Raw genomic sequence first — 19,869 nt, forward strand, 5'->3', positions numbered from 1 at the left:
TAAGCCGAAATTGACTTTCTCACACAAGTGTTCGGCGTATCTTAATCCTTCCAAGTGTTGAGAATCACGAAGAACGTAGTGATTCGATGATGAACAATACCTACTTGGTTCTCGGAGTTAAACATTTCTGTCCCGACCTCTTCCCGATAAGAGCTTCTTTTTTGTTAATAGTCAACAATTAATAAAAAAATAATTGAAAAAGGTTGACAAAAATAATGATACTCGTTAGAATAAGCACTGTTAACAAATGAATAGCGTTTTCATGTGACTAGATAATACTAGGCATGGAAGAATTTCGTAATACAATGTGGTGTACAATGGTTACGCAACATGTTTAACGGGATTGTTCTATGCTTTTTTTGTTGTTTTCACTGAAAATGTTAGAATTACTTCTGCAGAAGAGGGTCATTTATGAAAATTAAAAAGGTGCTAAATCAAAATGCTGTACTTGTTCTTGACGAAGGACAGGAGAAAGTAGCTGTCGGTAAAGGCGTCGGGTTTAATAAGACTAAAAATGATGTCTTATCTCGACAATTGGTGGAGCGGATGTTTGTGATGGAGCCAGAAGGACTGAAAAAACTTCAAGTACTGCTATCACAAATTGAAGACAAATACTTTTTAGCGAGTGAAGAAATTATCCAACATGCTGAAACGGTATTGGGTGAAAAGTTGAATGAACATATTAATATTGGGTTGAGTGATCACATTGCTTTTGCAGCTGAAAATATTCAAAATAATATTATTGTTCGGAACAAGCTTTTAAGTGAAATTGAGATTTTATATAGTGAAGAATTTGCTATTGCTCAATGGGCTGTAGAATATTTAACACAAACCTTAGAGATTCCATTTAGTTATGATGAAGCGGGATATATTGCAATTCATATCCATAGTGCTCGCAGCGGGCGTACTGATAATAGTAAAAGTATCCGTGAAGTTACAATCGTTTCTGAAATTATTCATTTAATCGAGCAGGAATTGGCTATTGATATTCATGATGATAAAAATAGTCTCAGTTATTCACGTTTGGTGAATCATTTACGTTTGTTTATTCATCGTTTCCAACAAAATCAATATGCTGTTTTAGATGAAGAAATTTTGGAAGTCGTAAAGAAAAAGTATGCTGAAAGCTATGAAATCTCAAAAAAAGTACAAGTCTTATTAATGAGAAATTTTCATTATCAAGTACCAAATGAAGAACTTGGTTATTTATCGATTCACATTGAACGATTAAGAATGACCAAATAATAAAAATTAAATAGTTTATGTGAGGAGTTACGTATAATGAAAGCGTATATGCAAAGAATGGGACGTTCGTTAATGTTACCAGTTGCTGTATTACCGGCGGCTTCTTTATTAGTCGGTATTGCTAACTGGATCGTGGGAACAATCGGCGCTAGTCCAGCCACAACTTTTCTAATGAATGGTGGTTTGGCTATCTTAAACAACTTAGCATTATTATTTGCGGTTGGTTTAGCGTTAGGAATGTCAAAAGATAAAGATGGATCGGCAGCATTAGCTGGTTTAGTCGCTTATTTAGTGCCAAAAACTGTTTTAGCGCCTGCTTCTATCCAAGCCATTAAAGGCTTCAAGGATATTGCTGAAGTAAACCCAGCCTTCAACAGCATGGACAACAATGTCTTTGTCGGGATTGTCGCTGGTTTAGTTGCCGCGGCAATGTATAATCGTTTCTCTGGTGTGAAATTGCCAATGGCTTTATCATTCTTTAGTGGAAAACGTTTAGTTCCTATTATGTCAGCTATTTCGATGTTAGCAATCTCAGCTGTCTTATTCTTCTTCTGGCCAGTTGTTTATAACGGATTAGTTGCTTTTGGTAAAGGAATCTCTAGCTTAGGTTTCGTAGGAGCTGGCTTGTATGGTTTCTTTAACCGACTATTAATTCCAACAGGCTTACACCATGCTTTGAATTCTGTTTTCTGGTTTGATGTTGCTGGTATCAATGATATTGGGAACTTTTTAGCTGGTCAACAAGCGTTAGATACTGGTAAAGCAATTATAGGACAAACAGGGATGTATCAAGCTGGTTTCTTCCCAGTAATGATGTTTGGTTTACCAGCAGGCGCGTTTGCAATTTATCAATGTGCACGTCCTGAGAAGAAAAAAGTTACAGCTTCATTAATGTTAGCTGCTGGTTTTGCGGCTTTCTTTACAGGCGTAACTGAACCTTTAGAATTCTCATTTATGTTCGTTGCTTGGCCTTTATATGTTTTACATGCAGTCTTTACAGGTATTTCTTTAGCATTCGCTGCGTTTATGCATTGGACAGCTGGCTTTGCCTTTAGTGCAGGTTTTGTAGACTTCTTCTTAAGTTTGAAAAACCCAGTCGCGAATCATCCAATGATGTTGGTGGTTCAAGGACTTGTCTTTGCAGCAATTTACTACTTCGGTTTCCGTTTTGCAATCACTAAGTTTAACTTAATGACACCAGGACGTGAAGAAGGCGATGGCGAAGAAACGCCAGATGTTGCAGAAGGCGACAACAAATTTGCTTCTCTAGCTCGTCGTATTTATGATGGTTTAGGCGCTGATGCTAATGTAACTTCTATTGATAACTGTACAACTCGTTTACGCTTAACAGTGAAAGATACAGGCAAAGTGGATCAAGCAAAAATTAAAGCAACTGGGGTTCCTGGTGTGAAAGTCATTGATGACACCAATATCCAAGTGATCGTTGGTACGGAAGTACAATTTGTTGCTGACGAAATGCAACGATTATATAACCACCAAGCGCCAGCAACACCAGTCAAAGAAACACCTGTTTCTCAACCAGTTGTTGAAGAAAAAGCACCAGTTTCAACAAAAGAAACTGAATTATATTCTGTAGCGAATGGGAAAGTTATTCCTATTTCTGAAGTACCAGATGATGTTTTCTCAGCAAAAATGATGGGTGACGGTTATGCTGTCGTACCAACAGACGGCGAAGTTTCAACACCCGTTGCTGGTAAAATTACTAGCATTTTCCCAACAAAACATGCGTTAGGTATCCAAACAGATTCAGGCATTGAAGTATTATTACACATGGGTCTAGATACTGTTGAGTTACAAGGTGGACCATTTACATTACATGTTGAAGAAGGCCAAGTTGTAAAACAAGGCGATAAAATTGCAACCATTGATTTAGCCGCATTAGAACAAGCTGGCAAAAAATCAGATTTAATTGTTGTTTTCACAAATCAAGATATCGTTGCTCAATACGATTTACAAAAAGCAGGTCAAACGACTTCAATAAATGATGTAATCGGGAATGTTACCGTAAAATAAAAGTAAAAAAGGGCTAGCCGCAAGGCAGCCCTTTTTTTATATTCTTTGAAAGTATTAGTGTCTGTAGAGACAGTAATTCAAAATAGCTTGCTCTACAGATTTTTATTTATAAATAGCCTTAGAAAGTTTCGCATAATTGAACACTTTAACCACTCACAAAAATGGCCAATGTAACGGACAGAAAACAAGGAAGCGTTTTCTTTTATATGGATTATAATAAATATATCAAGGAGGGGTTGCTATGAGTTCGAAAAAAGAACGTGGACAAAAATTGTTGTTACTTCTCTCAAAAAAACAAGATTATATGACTGCAGAAGAATTGGCAAACTGCCTAAGTACTTCTCCTAAGACAGTTTATCGTTTGATAAAAAAAATTAACGATGAATTTTCAGAAGGTTCACTCATATTATCTGAGAAAGGACGAGGATACAAGCTAGACTATGAACGATTTATGGAACAGAATCGACATTTAGCCGAAAAAGAAAGTGATTTTTCGCCAAGGGAAAGACGCAATCGAATTCTGGAGGAATTGTTGTTAGCTTCTCCACAAGCTAAAAATGTTTATGAATTATTTGCAAGATATTATGTTGGCGATTCTGTGATATTTAGCGATGAACAACAATTATCCGAAGATTTAAAGAAATATGATTTAACACTCAAACGGAAAAATCGAACGTTGGCAATTATCGGTGAGGAAAGAGCTATCAGGAAAGCCATTTCCGATAGAATACAACTGTTGAACATTATCGATATTGAGGATCTTCGAAACAACAAAGCATTAAATTTTAATAATTATGATGTCCTTTTTACGTTAGATCAAGTCAGGAACATTGAAAAAAAACTGGATATTACTATTCCACATCCATATAACGTAAACATCTTTTCGCATCTTTATATCTTAATTAGTCGTTCACGAAAAGTAGCTATTTCTGAAAAATACCAATTATCTAACGAAGAAGAACAAGAATTAACAAAGGACTTAGTACTCAAAAAGGTCGCGCAAACAACGATTCAACAGATTGAAACTTATTTAAATAAGAGACTGCCTAACGTTGAAATTTATTACTTATATCAATATTTGGTTTCTTCTAGGATGCAAGGTTCATTTAGTAAAGTAACTAATTTTTCTTTCAAAGTAATGCAAATTACTCAATTTTATTTAGAGGAAATGAGTGCACAACTAAAAATTTTAACTGATAATGATCAGCTACTTCTTGAATTGGCTAGTCATATAAAACCAATGATAAATCGTCTTGAAAACGGCATACATGTTAAGAATAGTTTATTGGATCAAATAAAAATGACGTATGAAACAATTTTCAGAAAAATTGTGCAAGTTTCTAAGCAAGTAAGTAAAAACTATCAACTACCGGCTATAAACGAAGACGAGAATGGGTTTATTACATTGTATTTTGCGCGAATGATTGAAACCAATCAGTTACCTATTCGTACTTTGATTATGTGTACCACTGGAATTGGAACTTCAGAACTATTGAGAGTAAAAGTTGAAAAGAAATTCCCTGAATTACAAATTGTTGAAATTATTGCCACACGAAATATAAAGAAATCATTAAAAGATTATTCTGATATTGAATTGATTCTTACAACGATTCATTTACAGGAAAAGGTCCCCATTAAATCATTGTTGGTAAGTGCCATGTTTACAATGGATGATCAGTATCGATTACAAAGAAAAGTTGAGGAAATCTATCATGAACGTTAATCCTTTATACCAAGTTTTCCTAAACCAAGAACTTCTTTCAAAACAGCAAGTATATCAATTCATTGCAGAAACAGCAGCACCTTGGTTAACGCCCGAAGAAAAAAAGCAGATTGAGGAATCTTTGGTAAATCGTGAGAAGATGGGAAGTAATCAGATTGCAGAGCAAGTTGTCTTGCCACATTTAGAGAATGCACTCTTGAAAAAAAGTGAAATATATCTGATTGGCTTAAAAACAGAAATCCAAGAATGGACGGCAGACATTAAGCAAGTGAAATTAATTATTGTCATATTACTAAAAGAAAATGAACAGTTAAAAGTAAAAAAAGAAATCAGTCGATTTACTAGAAAATTAGCAAATGAAGACTTCTTAGAAAAGTTGTTGCGTTTAAAAACAGAAACAGATTTTTATAAAAATATAGAAAAATTTGAGGAGGAAAAATAATGAAGATAGTCGGCGTAGCAGCCTGCACAGTAGGAATTGCTCACACATATATCGCACAAGAAAAATTGGAGAACGCTGCAAAAAAAGCAGGAGTTGAGATCCATATAGAAACACAAGGGACCATTGGGATTGAAAACAAACTAACGGATGAACAAATTAAGGAAGCGGACATTGTTATATTAGCCATTGATGTAAAAATTTCTGGAAGAGAGCGTTTTGATGGGAAACGAATCATTCAAGTACCTACAGAAGTTGCTGTAAAATCACCCACTAAACTAATTGAAAAAGCAGAAGAAGTTATGACACAAGAAAAGTAACCTTCTAGGAGGAATTGTAATGGAAGTAAAGGATATCATTGACTTAAAAACCGTTAAAACGAATATGAATGTAAATACAAAAGAGGAAGCGTTAAAAGAATTAGCCAATCTTTTGCTTGAAAATGGCAATATTTCAGATGAAAAAGGCTTTATAAAAGATATCTATGTTAGAGAGGCGGAAGGCCAAACAGGCATCGGAAACTATCTAGCCATTCCACATGGCAAAAGTGCGTATGTAAAAAAAATAGGCGTGGCCATTGGTATTAATGGTACAGAAATTCCTTGGGAATCTTTAGATGATAATGGCGTAAAAGGAATCATTCTTTTTGCTGTGGGTAATGATCATAAAGAAACAACTAGCCATCTTAAACTATTATCATTGTTTGCCAGAAAACTCGGAAATGATGAAGTAGTGAGAGAATTCCTTCAATCAAAATCGCCAGAGGATGTAGTAAAGGCATTCTCTTAATGAAATTACTAAGACAGCATATTGTGGATATTTTCTACAGAAGAATCCACAACAGTAATTTTTTTAAATAGAAAATAAAATGAAAAGAACAATGTTTAGGAGGATAAAAATGAAAAAACTAAAAGAGTTAAATCTTAAAGGTCATTTATTAACAGCAATCTCATATTTAATTCCAATTGTCTGTGGTGCTGGCTTTTTAATTGCAATTGGTATGGGGTTTGGCGGCTCAAGTCAAGGAACCTTGGTACCAGGTGAATTTTCGCTTTGGGATGCTTTAGCTACTATGGGTGGCGCTGGCTTAGGCTTACTTCCGGTTGTTATATCTACTGGCATTTCTTTTTCAATCGCCGGTAAACCTGGAATTGCTCCAGGCTTTATTATTGGTTTAACTGCGAATGCAGTTGGTGCCGGCTTTATTGGTGGTATTTTAGGTGGTTACTTGGCAGGATATCTTGTATTAGCTATTTTAAAATATGTGAAATTACCAAACTGGGCGAGAGGGTTAATGCCAACATTAATTATTCCATTTTTAACCTCAATTACTGGTGGATTAATCATGGTATATATTATCGGGACCCCAATAACGGCATTTACTTCATTATTAACGAACTTTTTAGATAGCTTAGGTAACTCGTCATTATTAATTTTTGGTGGTGTAATTGGTTTATTAAGTGGTATAGACTATGGCGGACCCATTAACAAAACTGTTTTTGCCTTTGTTTTGACAATGCAAGCGGAAGGACTTAATGGACCAATTACAGCATTGCAATTAGTAAATACAGCAACGCCAATAGGCTTTGGATTAGCTTTCTTCTTTGCTAAATTATTTAGAAAAAATATTTATACAAAACTAGAAGTTGAAACGTTAAAGTCTGCCGTACCAATGGGAGTGATTAACATTGTTGAAGGTGTTATTCCTTTAGTTATGAATGATATTGTCCGAGGAGTCATTGCTACAGCGATTGGTGGCTTCGTGGGTGGCGCAACAACAATGATCTTAGGGGCAGATGCGACAGTTCCATTTGGCGGTGTTTTAATGATTCCAACAATGAGTAAACCGCTGGCTGGCATTATTGCAATTGTTGTAAACGCTGTGGTTACCGGTTTAGTTTTAGCTATTATTAAGAAAGATGTAACTGAGAAAGATATGGAAGCGTTAGTAGAAAAAGAAGAAGAGGAGATAAACTTGGAAGATATTCAGATTTTCTAAACAAAATGAAAAAGCGTAACAAAATTAATGCAATTTATATTGCCTGTCAGAGATGTGTCAACGTCTGAATATAACGAGTTAGAAAAATTTTCAAAAACATCAACCAAATAATCAGATAGAAAGAGTTGAAAATTAGAATGAACAAAGTTGAATTTTCTCCGTCACTAATGACGATGGATTTGGACAAGTTTAAACAACAAATCACCTTTTTGAATGGTCATGTTGCTTCGTATCACATAGACATTATGGATGGTCACTATGTGCCAAATATCACGCTATCTCCGTGGTTTATTGAGGAGTTAAGAAAAATTTCGAAGCTCCCAGTATCTGCTCATCTAATGGTTACGAATCCAAGCTTTTGGGTACAACAACTAGTAGATATCAAATGTGAATGGATTTGTATGCATGCAGAGGTTTTAGATGGTCTAGCATTTCGCCTAATTGACCAAATTCACAATGCTAATCTTAAAGCAGGGATCGTCCTTAATCCCGAAACGCCTATTGAATCAATCTTTCCATATATTGAATTGTTGGATAAAATCACAATCATGACCGTTGATCCAGGCTTTGCTGGCCAACGATTTATTGAAGGAACACTTGATAAAATTGTTGCTCTTCGTAATTTACGTGAAGAAAAAAGTTATCGTTATGTAATTGAAATGGATGGCTCATCGAATAGAAATTCATTTAAGCGAATTGATGCTGCAGGACCTGATATTTATATTGTTGGTAGAAGCGGATTATTTGGATTAGATGAAGATATTGAAAAAGCTTGGAAAATGATGAGTAGAGACTATGAAGAAATGACAGGGAAAAAAATTCCATAAAACAATTGACTGTTTGTTAAAAGAATAGATAAGTTGTATAAAGTCAAGCCTAGAAAAGAATTTTGTTCATTCTTATCTGGGCTTTTTTGATGCAATAAATAAGCGTCAATAGAAGAAAATTACTTGTTATTCTATTCTAGGTGAAAACGTTCAATCTTGCGAAGTTACGGTTTGTTCACAAAAAAGTTACTTTTATTAAATAAAACTAAAGAAGTAACAAAAACTTCGCTTTTTTCAGTTATTTCAAGTAACATAGAACGTATCTTAAAAGAAAAAGTTTGGATGATTCGATGCGTAGAGTAAGAAAAATAATTTATAAAATCATGCTACTTTTGTTTGTTGGTTTAGTTGCTGGTCTTGGCTATCTTGGCTATAAAATACATCAAAATGTTGAAACGGTAATGACCTTTGAAAAACAAGTAGAAGCAGAAGTCAAAAAAAATAAAATACCTGAATACAAAACATTAGCTTTAGCGATTATCTATACAGAATCTAAAGGGAAATCTGGCGATATTATGCAGAGCAGTGAAAGTGTTTATGGACAACAAGAAGTGATTGAAACACCAGAGGAAAGTATCGCACATGGCGTCAAATTTCTCGCGGAAGCGTTAGCGAAAGCAAAAGAAGCTGGCTGTGATGAGTGGACAGGCGTACAAGCATATAATTATGGACTGGATTATATTCAGTTTGTTAAAGAACGCGGCGGGAAACACACGACAGAGTTAGCAGAAGAATATTCAAGAGAAGTCCTTTCACCGTTGCTAGGGAATGACCAAAATACGAAATATCGTTATTATCGTTGGCAAGCGTTAGTTTACAATGGTGGTTACCTTTATCAAAATGGTGGCAATATGTTCTATGCGGAAATTGTCAAAATGAATCGTTGGTTTATTGAAAAGTTAAATTAAAACGAGAAAAGTCTAAAGAATTCTTTCAACTTACAGGAATTTTTTAGGCTTTTCTTGCAGTTTCATGAAAATGCAAGTAAACTAGAAGGGATGTAACTGATTAATTGAAAAGGTAGGGAAAGAGCTGGATGTTGAATAAAGTCGACCTGAAAAAAGGGTTAAGTACAGAAGAAGTTGCCAAGCAGAAAGAGTTAGGCCTTCAAAATAATTATGAGGAAAATGTAGCAAAATCTACAAAAGATATTATTTTTGATAACGTCATGACGTTATTCAACTTTTTAAACTTTGCAATCGCTGTTTGTTTACTATTTGTCGGAGCCTATTCCAATCTGGCTTTCTTAGCGATTATTATTGTGAACATGTCAATCGGAATTTTCCAAGAAATTCATGCCCGTAATTTAGTTCAAAAATTATCTATTGTGGCAAAAGAAAATGTTCATGTTGTTCGAAATGGCGTACAACAAGAAATTGATACAAAAGAACTAGTTATGGAAGATATTGTTATTATCTCTGCAGGGGAACAAGTTCCTTCTGATATGGAAGTTATCGACGGTAAAGTCGAAGCGAATGAAGCGTTGTTAACAGGCGAATCAGATTTAATTGAAAAGGAAATCGGCGATACCTTGCTTTCTGGAAGTTTCATTGTTAGCGGACAAGCCTATGCCCGTGTTATCCACGTTGGTGCCGAAAACTATGCTGTGAAAATCACCCAAGAAGCCAAAGTGCATAAACCAATTCAATCAGAGTTAGTCAATTCGATTCGTAAAGTCTCTAAATTTACAAGTTGGGTGATTATTCCTCTGGGGATTATTTTATTTGTTGAAGCTTTTTGGTTAAGAGATGCTGGCATTAAAACATCTGTTGTTGCTTCTGCAGCTGCTTTGTTAGGGATGTTACCAAAAGGATTAGTACTATTAATTAGTATTGCGCTGACAACAGGTGTCATTAAGTTAGCCAAAAAACGTATTCTAGTACAAGATATGTACTCAATTGAAACATTGGCCCATGTGGACACTTTGTGTTTAGATAAAACTGGAACGATTACAGAAGGTAAAATGAAAGTGCAAAAGGCGATTATCTTGCATGACAAATATGAAGAACTCTTCCCACAGATTATCGGAAGCTACCTATCTGAAAGTACGGATAATAATATTACAATGCAAGCAATTCGTGATCATTATGAAGTATCCAATCGATTTGGCGCAAAAGAAGTCTTGGCTTTTTCTTCTGAACGAAAATGGGGGGCTATTGAATTTCCAGAAATTGGGACAGTTTATTTAGGGGCTCCTGAGCGTTTGGTAGACGATAGTCGGTTGCCAGAAGCTGTTTTTACAGCACAAGAGAATGGTTATCGCGTCTTGATGTTAGCCATTGCGGAACAACAACCGTTAAACGAAACCAAAATGCCTTATTTAGAGCCATTATCAATTCTAGAAATTGACGATCCAATTCGCCAAAATGCCAAAGAAACACTGGCTTATCTAAAAGAAGAAGGAATCGACTTAAAAGTAATTTCTGGTGATAATCCGGTGACTGTTTCAAATATTGCTCGTCGTGCCGGGCTACCCGGTTATGAGTCTTATATTGATTTGTCGACCAAAACGACAGAAGCAGAAGTGCGTGAAGCAGTTCAGCAATACACAGTGTTCGGACGTGTATCGCCTCAGCAAAAACGAACCATTGTGCGTGAGTTGAAAGACACAGAGCATGTGGTGGCGATGACCGGCGATGGCGTCAACGATGTTTTAGCGTTACGAGAAGCGGATTGTAGTATCGCCATGGCAGAAGGAGATGGCGCTACTCGGCAAATTTCTAATCTAGTTTTGCTAGATTCTGATTTTACAACGTTACCAGATGTCTTGTTTGAAGGACGACGTGTGGTAAATAATGTAACCCGAGTTTCCAGCGTTTTCTTCATTAAAACGATTTATTCGTTTATTCTCTCAATCATTTGTGCCTTAACGGCCATTGCGTTCCCGTTCATTCCGATTCAAGTGACCTTGATTGATTTAGCAATTGAAGGATATCCTGCTTTCTTCTTATCTTTCGAAGGGGACAAACGAAAAGTTGTCGGGAAGTTTTTACCAACGGCTTTGAAAAATGCGTCTGTTAATGCGCTTTTAGTTGTAGCGAATATCATTGCTGTTTATCTGATTGGACAAAATCAAGGATTTTCTTCTTTAGACACCACGACGTTAATGTATTATTTATTAGTTGGAATTAGCTGTATGGCTGTTGTTCGAGCATGTCTGCCTTTAAATCCATTACGCATTTTCTTGGTTTTCAGTACCATTATTGGTATTTATGTAGCAGCTATGTTATTCCACAACATTTTAGAAATTGGTTTCTTAACTTCGCAAACAATGGGTCTCTTCTTTATTATGATGGCCATTAATATTGTAGTGCGTGTAACAATTGGTTTCGTACAAATGAAACGTGCTGGAAAAACAATTAAAGATTTATAAAAAGCAGAGGTTGAGCTAAAAGCATTCGTCTCCAGAAATGCAGTTCTTCTTTAAATCTTGAAGGAAGTCGGAGCAAGCTTGATGTTTAACTGATTATTTTAAGAGTTAGTGTCTGGGGCAGGAGTCAGGATGACTTTTGTCCTAGATACTTTCTTTTTTTGTTGAGTTGAAACAAGATACTTGAAAAACAGCGATTATGTGATACAATAAATCATGTGTAAATGTGTCCATTGGAATTCGCACTGAAATGACAGTGCGTTTTTTAAACGGTCAATCACATGAGTTAGCACAATGCTATTCTTAGGAGGTGAGGACAATGGCACAACGCATTCCTCAGGAAGTCATTGAGGAAGTTCGTCACCGAACGAATATAGTAGATATTATTGGGCAGTATGTCCAGTTAAAAAAATCCGGTAAAAATTATATGGGTTTATGTCCGTTTCACGAAGAACGTTCCCCTTCATTTTCAGTAGCAGAAGACAAACAAATTTTTCACTGTTTTGGCTGCGGGAAAGGTGGAACTGTTTTTAATTTCTTGCAAGAAATTGAAGGCATTAGTTTTCCAGAATCCGTGAAACGTGTTGCAGATTTGGAACATTTATCTGTGGACTTTGATTGGTCAGAGCCGCGTGAAGTAGCGGATACCCCAGAAAACCAACAAAGACGGAGTTTGTTACAACTGCATAGTAAAGCCGCAGAACTTTACCATCATATTTTAGTGAATACTAAAATTGGCGAACCCGCATTAAACTATTTATTAGAGCGGGGGTTAACACAAGAACTAATTGAGACCTTTCAAATTGGATTCGCGCCGCAAAAACGTGATTTCTTAAGTCAAGTTTTTAAAAATGAACAACTGGATGAAACGCTTTTTGAGCCTTCTGGGCTGTTTGTCCAAAGAGATAACGGTACGTTTTTGGATCGTTTCTATCAACGAATCATGTTTCCAATTAATGATCCCCAAGGCAATGTCATCGCCTTTTCTGGTCGCTTGTTAAAAACAGCTGATTTTCCAGGGGATGAGATGCCTAAATACTTGAATAGTCCTGAAACAACACTTTTTAATAAGCGAGAAACGCTGTTTAACTTTGATAAAGCCAGAAAAGAAATTCGTAAAGAAAATACAGTCTTGCTTTTTGAAGGATTCATGGATGTTATCGCTGCTTGGCAATCAGGCGTAAAAAGTGGGGTGGCTTCAATGGGGACTAGTTTGACCAATGAACAAATTCGGCGTTTGGAGCGGGTCGCTAAGGAAGTAGTTATTTGTTACGATGGCGATAATGCCGGTGTTCAAGCCACAAACCGTGCGATTCAATTATTGCAAGAAAACAGTCATTTTGACTTGAGTATTGTCAGCATCCCTGAAAAGCTGGATCCTGATGAATATGTGCGGAAATATGGCGCAGAAGCTTTTCAAAATTTAGCCAATCATGGCCGAGAAACAGTTTTTAGTTTTAAAATGAATTATCATCGGTTAACTAGAAACATGAATAACGAAAAAGAACAATTGGATTATGTGAACGAATTGTTACGGGAGTTAACCAATGTTCAATCTCCCTTGGAACGTGATCGTTATTTAAACCAAATTGCTCAGGAATTTCAACTTTCTGTTCATAGTTTGGAAGAGCAATTCAATCAATTGAAGCAAGAGCAACGTTCAGTCCAACGGCAAGAAAGGCAACAATTTTATCAAGATGAAATGATGCCACCACCAATGGAAGAACCTGTTTTTGAAGAGAATCACGTCCAGAACAAGTTACCGTTAACACAAGTTCAAAAAGCAGAACGTTCCTTATTATTTCGTTTAATGAATGAACAAGGAGTACGGCAAACCGTTCAACAATTGCCAGATTTTTCGTTCGCTCATGATGAATACCAAGAATTATATTTCTTGCTAGAAAGTTATGCGACACTGCATCAAAGTTTCGACATTGCCGATTTTATTAATTTCTTGCAAGATAATCAAACCAAACAATTAGCAATTGAAATTGCGTATCAGAATTTATCGGAAGAAAGCTCTGAGCGAGAAGTTGCCGATTTATTACATGTAATTGCCTTATCAAGTATTGCAGAGGCAATTGAGCAGAAAAAGATTCAACAGCAAGAAGCAAAACGAGTGGGCAACCAACAGCTTGAAGCCGAATTAACAATGGAGATTATCCAATTGGCTCGACAGCTTAAAGCTCAACGAACATTTACTTAAGTAATAAATGAATAGAACTAAGCGTTTTGTTCATTTTATTTTGATAAGTCCCAGTGATTTATCAGTTATTTCAAGCGTGAACCGAAAAATGAAGGGGGCCTTCTTTCATGGAAAAAGAAACAAGTAAAAAATATGAAGCTGCAGTGGCAGCATTTATCAAAGAAAACAAGCCTAAAGGAACAGTGGTTTATGATGATTTAGCGAATCAATTAGCCACACCGTATACTTTGGATGCAGAAGCTATGGAAAAATTAATCCAAAAAGTTGAAGATGCTGGTATCAGCGTAGTCGATGAAAATGGAGACCCAAGTGAACATAGCTTGAAAAAAGATGAAAAAGAAGCGGAAAAGGCCCAAGCAGAAGACTTATCTGCGCCAACAGGTGTTAAAATTAATGATCCCGTGCGTATGTACCTAAAAGAAATTGGGCGCGTTCAATTATTAACTGCTGCAGAAGAAGTTGAATTGGCACTTAAAATTGAAGAAGGCGATCAAGAAGCAAAACAACGTTTAGCAGAAGCTAACTTACGTTTGGTTGTTTCAATTGCCAAACGATATGTAGGTCGTGGTATGCAATTCTTGGATTTAATTCAAGAAGGTAATATGGGCTTAATGAAAGCTGTTGAAAAATTTGACTACCGTAAAGGGTTCAAATTCTCTACGTATGCTACTTGGTGGATTCGTCAAGCGATTACGCGGGCAATTGCGGACCAAGCTAGAACAATTCGAATTCCTGTTCATATGGTTGAAACAATCAATAAATTGATTCGGATTCAACGCCAACTATTGCAAGATTTAGGTAGAGAACCAACGCCAGAAGAAATTGGTGCGGAAATGGATTTACCAACAGAAAAAGTTCGTGAAATCCTAAAAATCGCACAAGAGCCAGTCTCTTTAGAAACACCAATTGGTGAAGAAGATGATTCACATTTAGGTGATTTCATTGAAGACCAAGATGCTACAAGTCCTGCTGAACATGCAGCTTACGAATTGTTAAAAGAACAACTAGAAGATGTTCTGGATACTTTAACAGACCGTGAAGAAAATGTTTTACGTTTACGTTTTGGTTTAGATGATGGTCGGACACGTACGCTAGAAGAAGTCGGAAAAGTTTTCGGTGTCACTCGCGAACGTATTCGTCAAATTGAAGCAAAAGCGTTAAGAAAACTAAGACATCCTTCTCGTTCAAAACAATTAAAAGACTTTTTAGAATAAACATACCGTTTAGCGGCTCTTTTCGTGCATGCGAGAAGAGCCGCTTTTGATTTTTAAAAAGTCTCTAAATGTCATTGCTAGTTATTGGAAGAAGGCGCAAGTTGTGGTAAATTAGAAGTAATGGAATATTAGCAGAATGTGAGGCGGAAGAATGACAAAGAAATGTCCGAAGTGCGGGAACGAATTCGATGCAGAATTAACGACCTGCCCAACATGTGGCTATTCACTAACTGACACAACAGTTGATAAAGAAGAAGCGGAAACGACTTCAACAAATATAGATTTTAAAACACAGGAAAATGAACAACATGAAGATCAATTAAATGAGAATATTGAATGGTCTGAGTTAAAAGATATGAGCTTAGGCCATGTGATGGAACTGTTTGGCGAATCACCTGAAGAAGAAAGTAATGATGACAAAAAAGAAGAGTCGATAGAAGATAACTTAATAGTCTCTGATTCAGAGGATGTTTCTGATTCAGAAGCAGTGCTTCAAGAAGGGGCTAGTGAGGAGACTCATGATTCGGTGGAGGAAACGATACCAGCGACAGAAGCGATGCCTACTCATTCAACAGAAGAAAAACTAGCAACGGACGAAGCAGTTAATTTAGAGGAAACAACAGAAGAAACAACTACTGTTGAAGCAGAAACAGCTGAGGTATCTGAGACAGTGAAGTCAGAAGAGGAAGCTTTAACAGAGATTTCAGGAACTGAAGTTATCTCTACCACTTCTGAAGAAGAAATTTTTTCACAACCACCGATAGAAGATCAAGATGTAACACCAAACGAAACTTTGCAAGCTTATATTCAAGCGCATCGAGCAGATACAGAAATGTCTGAAAATCCATCAGAAGAAACAGCAGAGACCCAAGAGTTAGAAAAAAGCGGTGAGGCAGTATTAACCCAAGCCGAAACACCAACTGAATCCATTTCAAATTCTGAAGAAGGGTTAACAAGTGCAGCGTCGCTAGAGGAACCGAGCGAAGCTGATACAACCGAGGAAAAAGTTTCAGATTCAGGTGTGATACCACCGATGAATGAAACTGGGAATGCTCAACCAGCGCCTGCTCCAAAGAAACCATCAAAAAAAGTGGCTTTCGTTGCGCTTGCGGTTGTTTTATTAGCTGGAGGTAGTGCTTGGGCGTATCATGATCAAACGCAAAAAGCTGCCGCGCAAGAGGCGGCGGCACTATCCAAGAAAACAGATACGCTGAAAGATGAACTAGCAGCCTTTTATACCACAAAGGAGCAAGTTTTTATTAAACCCGATATGGTGACTGTTAGTCCAGAAAAACTCTCAAAACAAGTCGCGGAAATTAAAGATTCAGAAGAGTATTCTCAATTAAATAAACAAATTCAAACATTGAAAGAGAAACAACAAACCATTCAACAAATCAACCAATTATTTGAGGCCCCGATTGTCAATGGCAATGAGTTGAAACCGGCGATTCTAGCTGCTGATCAACCAATTTCCGTAAAGAAATTAACAGGAAATGATCCGTTTGACCAATTGATGAACCAAGCAATCGATCAAGCGAACCAACAATACAACCAATTACAAAAAGCTAAAAAAGCGGTTGAGGTCATTTATAAAGATGGAAAAACTACCAATCAGCTGAATCGAGACACGTATCAAGCTGCTAAGGCAGAAGTAGGTAAAGTAACAAGTGATAAGCTGAAAAAAGAACTGGTCAAACAAGTCACGACAGCTGACCAAGCGTTAACCAAGGTTGAAGAAGAACAGAAAAGAATTGCAGAAGAACAAGCTGCCGCAGAGCAAGCAAAACAAGCAGAAGAACAAGCAAAACAAGCTGCTGCCGCGAAAAAAGAGAACGCTAAGAAGGAAGAAACAGCAAAAACAGAAGCGAATGGCTACACGGCACCGAACAGTGACGGGGTGTACACTAGTCCGCTTTATGCGCCAGATGCTGCCGATATCGCTGATAGTAGCAATCCAGCGTGGACATGGGCACCAGGTGTGAAAGAAAAAGTCTTAGACACAGTGATTGCTCGTGGCTATGTGGTTCCTGGCGGATATTCTTTAGAACCTGCCAAAATTGTGAATGGCGAAGGTTACTACAATCTTTATGCAACCAACAATCAATCAAAATTATTAGAAGGCACTACAGAGAAAAATGTTCACATGTATTTAGTTACAATCAATGCTAAAACAGGTTGGTTCAAAGGGAACGCTTCTCGTAATGCAGGGCAATAAAAGAAAATAGAAACAATCGAACAAAAGCGGAAATCTTTTGTTCGATTGATTTTCCTTGAGGAGTTAATGATAAATGAGAGAATTACTAGCAACAACATTTACCGGCATTGTGGTCGATGAAAATGAACAATTTTATTTTGTTCAAAAAAATGGCATCACATTCCGTTTAAAAAAAGAAGAAGGTACGCATGCTATAGGGGAGGCTGTAGAAGGGTTTGGTTATTTAAATCAAAAACAAGAGCCAGCACTGACAACTACAATTCCTACTGTGCGCATTGGTAGCTATGGCTTTGGTACTGTCACAGGAACGAGACGTGATTTAGGTGTCTTTGTGGATGTTGGCTTACCAGATAAAGATGTCGTTATTTCGTTGGATGAATTACCAACCATGCGGGAACTTTGGCCTAAAAAAGAAGACCGAGTAATGGTTACTTTAAAAGTGGACAGTAAAGACCGCATTTGGGGCGAATTAGCAGATGAAAAAGTCTTTAAAGCCATGGCAAAACGCGGGAATGCTGAAATGCAAAACCAAAACTTAACTGGGCATGTGTATCGTCTGAAACTTGCAGGAACGTATATTTTAACTGATGATTTATACATTGGATTTATCCATCCTTCTGAACGATTCCAGGAACCACGTTTAGGTGAAAAAGTAGTGGGGCGTGTGATTGGCGTGCGGCCGGACGGCGTATTGAATCTTTCATTAAAACCAAGAAGTCATGAAGTAATCAGCGATGATGCGTTAATGATTCTAACTTTCTTAGAAAGAGCAAACGATCACCAAATTCCTTTCACCGATAAATCAAGCCCTGATGAAATTAAACAAACCTTTGGCATTAGTAAAGCTCAATTTAAACGCGCCTTAGGCCATTTAATGAAACAAAAATTAATTAAACAAGAAGATGGTAAAACAATTCTAATTGGCTCGTTGGAACAATCAAAAGAAAAAAATTAAGGTAGCTAATTGAGAATATCTTGCAAATTACAGTTATTTCTTTTATAATTATTTTAATTTGATTGATAAATTAAGTTTCTTAATTTGTAATCATTCTAAACAAGGAGCTGTAATAATGGATTCGACTGCTGCTTTAAAAAAGACAAAAAAACAATTACATGAATCAGGCTTTAAATTAACACCACAACGGGAAGCAACCGTACTTGTATTATTGGAAAATGAAAAAGATCATTTATCAGCAGAAGAAATTTACTTCTTGGTAAAACAAAAAAGTCCGGAAATTGGTCTAGCAACAGTCTATCGAACGCTAGAAATTTTAACAGACTTAAAAGTCGTTGATAAAGTGAGCTTTAACGATGGTTTAGCTCGCTATGATTTAAGAAAAGAAGGCGCCAAACACTTTCACCACCATTTGTTATGCTTAGAATGTGGCACAATTGAGGAAGTGGAAGAAGACTTGCTTGGTGAAGTAGAGCAAATTGTTGAAAGTCGGTATCATTTTTTAGTCAAAGATCATCGCTTAACTTTTCATGGTATTTGTCAAAGTTGTCAAAGTAAACATTAAAAAAACTGCCTTGCATTAATTTATGCAAGGCAGTTTTTTATTCATTGGAATTATAAATTAGCGAATTTTTCCAATAAGCGAATCATTTGGCAAGTAAAACCATATTCATTGTCATACCAAGCCACAGTTTTCACTAATTGGAAATCGCCAGCTGTCGTTACTTCTGTTTGCGTTGGGTCAAAAATCGAACCTTCTGTCGTGCCGATTATGTCTCCAGAAACAATTTCACGATCATCATAACCGAAAGAAGGGTTATCAATGGTGTGTTTTTTCATTGCTTCATTTACTTGATCAGCTGTTACTTTTGTTTTTAAAATGCTAACTAATTCTGTTAAGGATCCATCCACAACGGGAACACGTTGGGCATGGCCTTGTAATTTTCCATTAAGTTCTGGAATAACTAAGCCAATTGCTTTAGCAGCACCAGTTGAATGGGGAATAGTATTGTCTGCAGCAGAGCGTGCCGCACGAAGATTTCCGCCACGAACAGGGCCATCTAATAGCATTTGTGTTGATGTGTAGGCATGGACAGTTGTCATGGTACCAACTTCAATACCAAATTCATTATTTAAGAAGTAAGCCATCGGTGCTAGACAGTTTGTCGTACATGAACCAGCAGAAATGATTTTATCGTTGGCATCAAGTGTATCATCATTGACGTTATAAACGATTGTTTTCATTGCGCCTGCAGGAGCAGAGATAACCACACGTTTCACACCTGCATCTAAATGAGCTTGTGCTTTTTCTTCAGAGGTATAAAAACCTGTACATTCAAGGACAATGTCTACTCCGTTTTCTTTAACCCAAGGGATTTTACTTGCATCTGGTTCTGCGTAGACACGGGTTTCTTCGCCGTCAACCACAATGCCATTTTCAGTGGCTGTCACGGTGCCAGGATAGGTGCCATGCGTAGAGTCAAATTGTAATAAGTGAGCCAACATTGTTGGGCTAGTCAAATCATTGATAGCCACAACTTCAATATCATCAGAAACTTCTTTTATTCGGCGAAAGGCTAAACGACCAATTCTTCCAAAACCGTTAATTCCTACTTTGACTGTCATAACAAAAATTCCTCCT

General features: G+C 36.8%; 16 protein-coding genes. 15 read left to right on the forward strand and 1 reads right to left on the reverse strand.

What is annotated here, in order from left to right; genetic code table 11:
- The first annotated feature begins 411 nt into the window (after positions 1-411).
- The 15 genes from IGJ24_RS05980 (at position 412) to fur (ending at position 18,792) form a co-directional block, all read left to right on the forward strand.
- Positions 412-1,245 (forward strand): PRD domain-containing protein, encoded by an 834-nt coding sequence (locus IGJ24_RS05980; protein ID WP_002357655.1) that lies wholly within the window; start codon positions 412-414, stop codon positions 1,243-1,245.
- Positions 1,246-1,281: 36 nt separating this feature from the next.
- Positions 1,282-3,279 (forward strand): N-acetylglucosamine-specific PTS transporter subunit IIBC, encoded by a 1,998-nt coding sequence (gene nagE, locus IGJ24_RS05985; protein WP_289865561.1) that lies wholly within the window; start codon positions 1,282-1,284, stop codon positions 3,277-3,279.
- Positions 3,280-3,520: 241 nt separating this feature from the next.
- On the forward strand, positions 3,521-5,002 hold the full coding sequence (locus IGJ24_RS05990; RefSeq protein ID WP_002379430.1) for a BglG family transcription antiterminator: 1,482 nt from the start codon (positions 3,521-3,523) through the stop codon (positions 5,000-5,002).
- Positions 4,992-5,444 carry a PTS sugar transporter subunit IIA gene (locus tag IGJ24_RS05995; RefSeq protein ID WP_002389217.1) on the forward strand — a complete coding sequence of 151 codons (453 nt, stop codon included), beginning with the start codon at positions 4,992-4,994 and terminating at the stop codon, positions 5,442-5,444. Before IGJ24_RS05990 ends, IGJ24_RS05995 begins: the two co-directional genes overlap by 11 nt.
- Complete coding sequence (locus IGJ24_RS06000; protein ID WP_002408519.1) at positions 5,444-5,761, forward strand: PTS fructose transporter subunit IIB; 318 nt, start codon at positions 5,444-5,446, stop codon at positions 5,759-5,761. Before IGJ24_RS05995 ends, IGJ24_RS06000 begins: the two co-directional genes overlap by 1 nt.
- A gap of 19 nt (positions 5,762-5,780) precedes the next feature.
- Positions 5,781-6,230 carry a PTS sugar transporter subunit IIA gene (locus IGJ24_RS06005; protein WP_002369427.1) on the forward strand — a complete coding sequence of 150 codons (450 nt, stop codon included), beginning with the start codon at positions 5,781-5,783 and terminating at the stop codon, positions 6,228-6,230.
- Positions 6,231-6,339: 109 nt separating this feature from the next.
- Complete coding sequence (locus tag IGJ24_RS06010) at positions 6,340-7,440, forward strand: PTS fructose transporter subunit IIC (RefSeq protein WP_002369426.1); 1,101 nt, start codon at positions 6,340-6,342, stop codon at positions 7,438-7,440.
- Between the two features lie 137 nt (positions 7,441-7,577).
- Positions 7,578-8,267 carry a D-allulose 6-phosphate 3-epimerase gene (alsE, locus tag IGJ24_RS06015; RefSeq protein ID WP_129193649.1) on the forward strand — a complete coding sequence of 230 codons (690 nt, stop codon included), beginning with the start codon at positions 7,578-7,580 and terminating at the stop codon, positions 8,265-8,267.
- A 290-nt stretch (positions 8,268-8,557) separates the two neighbouring features.
- The gene (locus tag IGJ24_RS06020) at positions 8,558-9,175 is read left to right on the forward strand and encodes a lysozyme family protein (protein ID WP_002357646.1); all 618 of its coding nucleotides are present in this window, start codon (positions 8,558-8,560) and stop codon (positions 9,173-9,175) included.
- A gap of 128 nt (positions 9,176-9,303) precedes the next feature.
- Positions 9,304-11,640 (forward strand): cation-translocating P-type ATPase, encoded by a 2,337-nt coding sequence (locus tag IGJ24_RS06025; protein ID WP_289865559.1) that lies wholly within the window; start codon positions 9,304-9,306, stop codon positions 11,638-11,640.
- A gap of 316 nt (positions 11,641-11,956) precedes the next feature.
- Positions 11,957-13,843 carry a DNA primase gene (dnaG, locus tag IGJ24_RS06030; RefSeq protein ID WP_002380276.1) on the forward strand — a complete coding sequence of 629 codons (1,887 nt, stop codon included), beginning with the start codon at positions 11,957-11,959 and terminating at the stop codon, positions 13,841-13,843.
- Between the two features lie 107 nt (positions 13,844-13,950).
- Positions 13,951-15,057 (forward strand): RNA polymerase sigma factor RpoD, encoded by a 1,107-nt coding sequence (rpoD, locus tag IGJ24_RS06035; protein WP_002360364.1) that lies wholly within the window; start codon positions 13,951-13,953, stop codon positions 15,055-15,057.
- A 151-nt stretch (positions 15,058-15,208) separates the two neighbouring features.
- Positions 15,209-17,272: a cell division site-positioning protein MapZ family protein gene (locus tag IGJ24_RS06040; protein ID WP_289865558.1), complete on the forward strand. Its 2,064-nt coding sequence runs from the start codon at positions 15,209-15,211 to the stop codon at positions 17,270-17,272.
- Positions 17,273-17,345: 73 nt separating this feature from the next.
- Positions 17,346-18,227, forward strand: coding sequence for a CvfB family protein (locus IGJ24_RS06045; protein WP_002361792.1), 882 nt, complete (start codon positions 17,346-17,348; stop codon positions 18,225-18,227).
- Positions 18,228-18,342: 115 nt separating this feature from the next.
- Entirely contained in the window at positions 18,343-18,792 is a 450-nt protein-coding gene (fur, locus tag IGJ24_RS06050; RefSeq protein ID WP_002357640.1) for a ferric iron uptake transcriptional regulator, read from the forward strand.
- A 50-nt stretch (positions 18,793-18,842) separates the two neighbouring features.
- On the opposite strand, the gene gap is transcribed toward fur, so the two are convergent.
- The gene (gene gap / locus IGJ24_RS06055) at positions 18,843-19,853 is read right to left on the reverse strand and encodes a type I glyceraldehyde-3-phosphate dehydrogenase (RefSeq protein ID WP_002357638.1); all 1,011 of its coding nucleotides are present in this window, start codon (positions 19,851-19,853) and stop codon (positions 18,843-18,845) included.
- Positions 19,854-19,869: the final 16 nt, after the last annotated feature.

It is taken from the genome of Enterococcus sp. DIV0546 (assembly GCF_051712785.1).
In the GTDB taxonomy this organism is placed as follows: domain Bacteria; phylum Bacillota; class Bacilli; order Lactobacillales; family Enterococcaceae; genus Enterococcus; species Enterococcus faecalis.

What these genes read in the sequence shown, in the direction of transcription:
- IGJ24_RS06045 (WP_002361792.1), top strand. Translation starts at nt 17,346, where the DNA reads ATGAGAGAATTACTAGCAACAACATTTACCGGCATTGTGGTCGATGAA.
- dnaG (WP_002380276.1), top strand. Translation starts at nt 11,957, where the DNA reads ATGGCACAACGCATTCCTCAGGAAGTCATTGAGGAAGTTCGTCACCGA.
- IGJ24_RS05980 (WP_002357655.1), top strand. Translation starts at nt 412, where the DNA reads ATGAAAATTAAAAAGGTGCTAAATCAAAATGCTGTACTTGTTCTTGAC.
- IGJ24_RS05995 (WP_002389217.1), top strand. Translation starts at nt 4,992, where the DNA reads ATGAACGTTAATCCTTTATACCAAGTTTTCCTAAACCAAGAACTTCTT.
- IGJ24_RS06000 (WP_002408519.1), top strand. Translation starts at nt 5,444, where the DNA reads ATGAAGATAGTCGGCGTAGCAGCCTGCACAGTAGGAATTGCTCACACA.
- rpoD (WP_002360364.1), top strand. Translation starts at nt 13,951, where the DNA reads ATGGAAAAAGAAACAAGTAAAAAATATGAAGCTGCAGTGGCAGCATTT.
- IGJ24_RS06020 (WP_002357646.1), top strand. Translation starts at nt 8,558, where the DNA reads ATGCGTAGAGTAAGAAAAATAATTTATAAAATCATGCTACTTTTGTTT.
- alsE (WP_129193649.1), top strand. Translation starts at nt 7,578, where the DNA reads ATGAACAAAGTTGAATTTTCTCCGTCACTAATGACGATGGATTTGGAC.
- gap (WP_002357638.1), bottom strand. Translation starts at nt 19,853, where the DNA reads ATGACAGTCAAAGTAGGAATTAACGGTTTTGGAAGAATTGGTCGTTTA.
- fur (WP_002357640.1), top strand. Translation starts at nt 18,343, where the DNA reads ATGGATTCGACTGCTGCTTTAAAAAAGACAAAAAAACAATTACATGAA.
- IGJ24_RS06025 (WP_289865559.1), top strand. Translation starts at nt 9,304, where the DNA reads ATGTTGAATAAAGTCGACCTGAAAAAAGGGTTAAGTACAGAAGAAGTT.
- nagE (WP_289865561.1), top strand. Translation starts at nt 1,282, where the DNA reads ATGAAAGCGTATATGCAAAGAATGGGACGTTCGTTAATGTTACCAGTT.
- IGJ24_RS06010 (WP_002369426.1), top strand. Translation starts at nt 6,340, where the DNA reads ATGAAAAAACTAAAAGAGTTAAATCTTAAAGGTCATTTATTAACAGCA.
- IGJ24_RS05990 (WP_002379430.1), top strand. Translation starts at nt 3,521, where the DNA reads ATGAGTTCGAAAAAAGAACGTGGACAAAAATTGTTGTTACTTCTCTCA.
- IGJ24_RS06040 (WP_289865558.1), top strand. Translation starts at nt 15,209, where the DNA reads ATGACAAAGAAATGTCCGAAGTGCGGGAACGAATTCGATGCAGAATTA.
- IGJ24_RS06005 (WP_002369427.1), top strand. Translation starts at nt 5,781, where the DNA reads ATGGAAGTAAAGGATATCATTGACTTAAAAACCGTTAAAACGAATATG.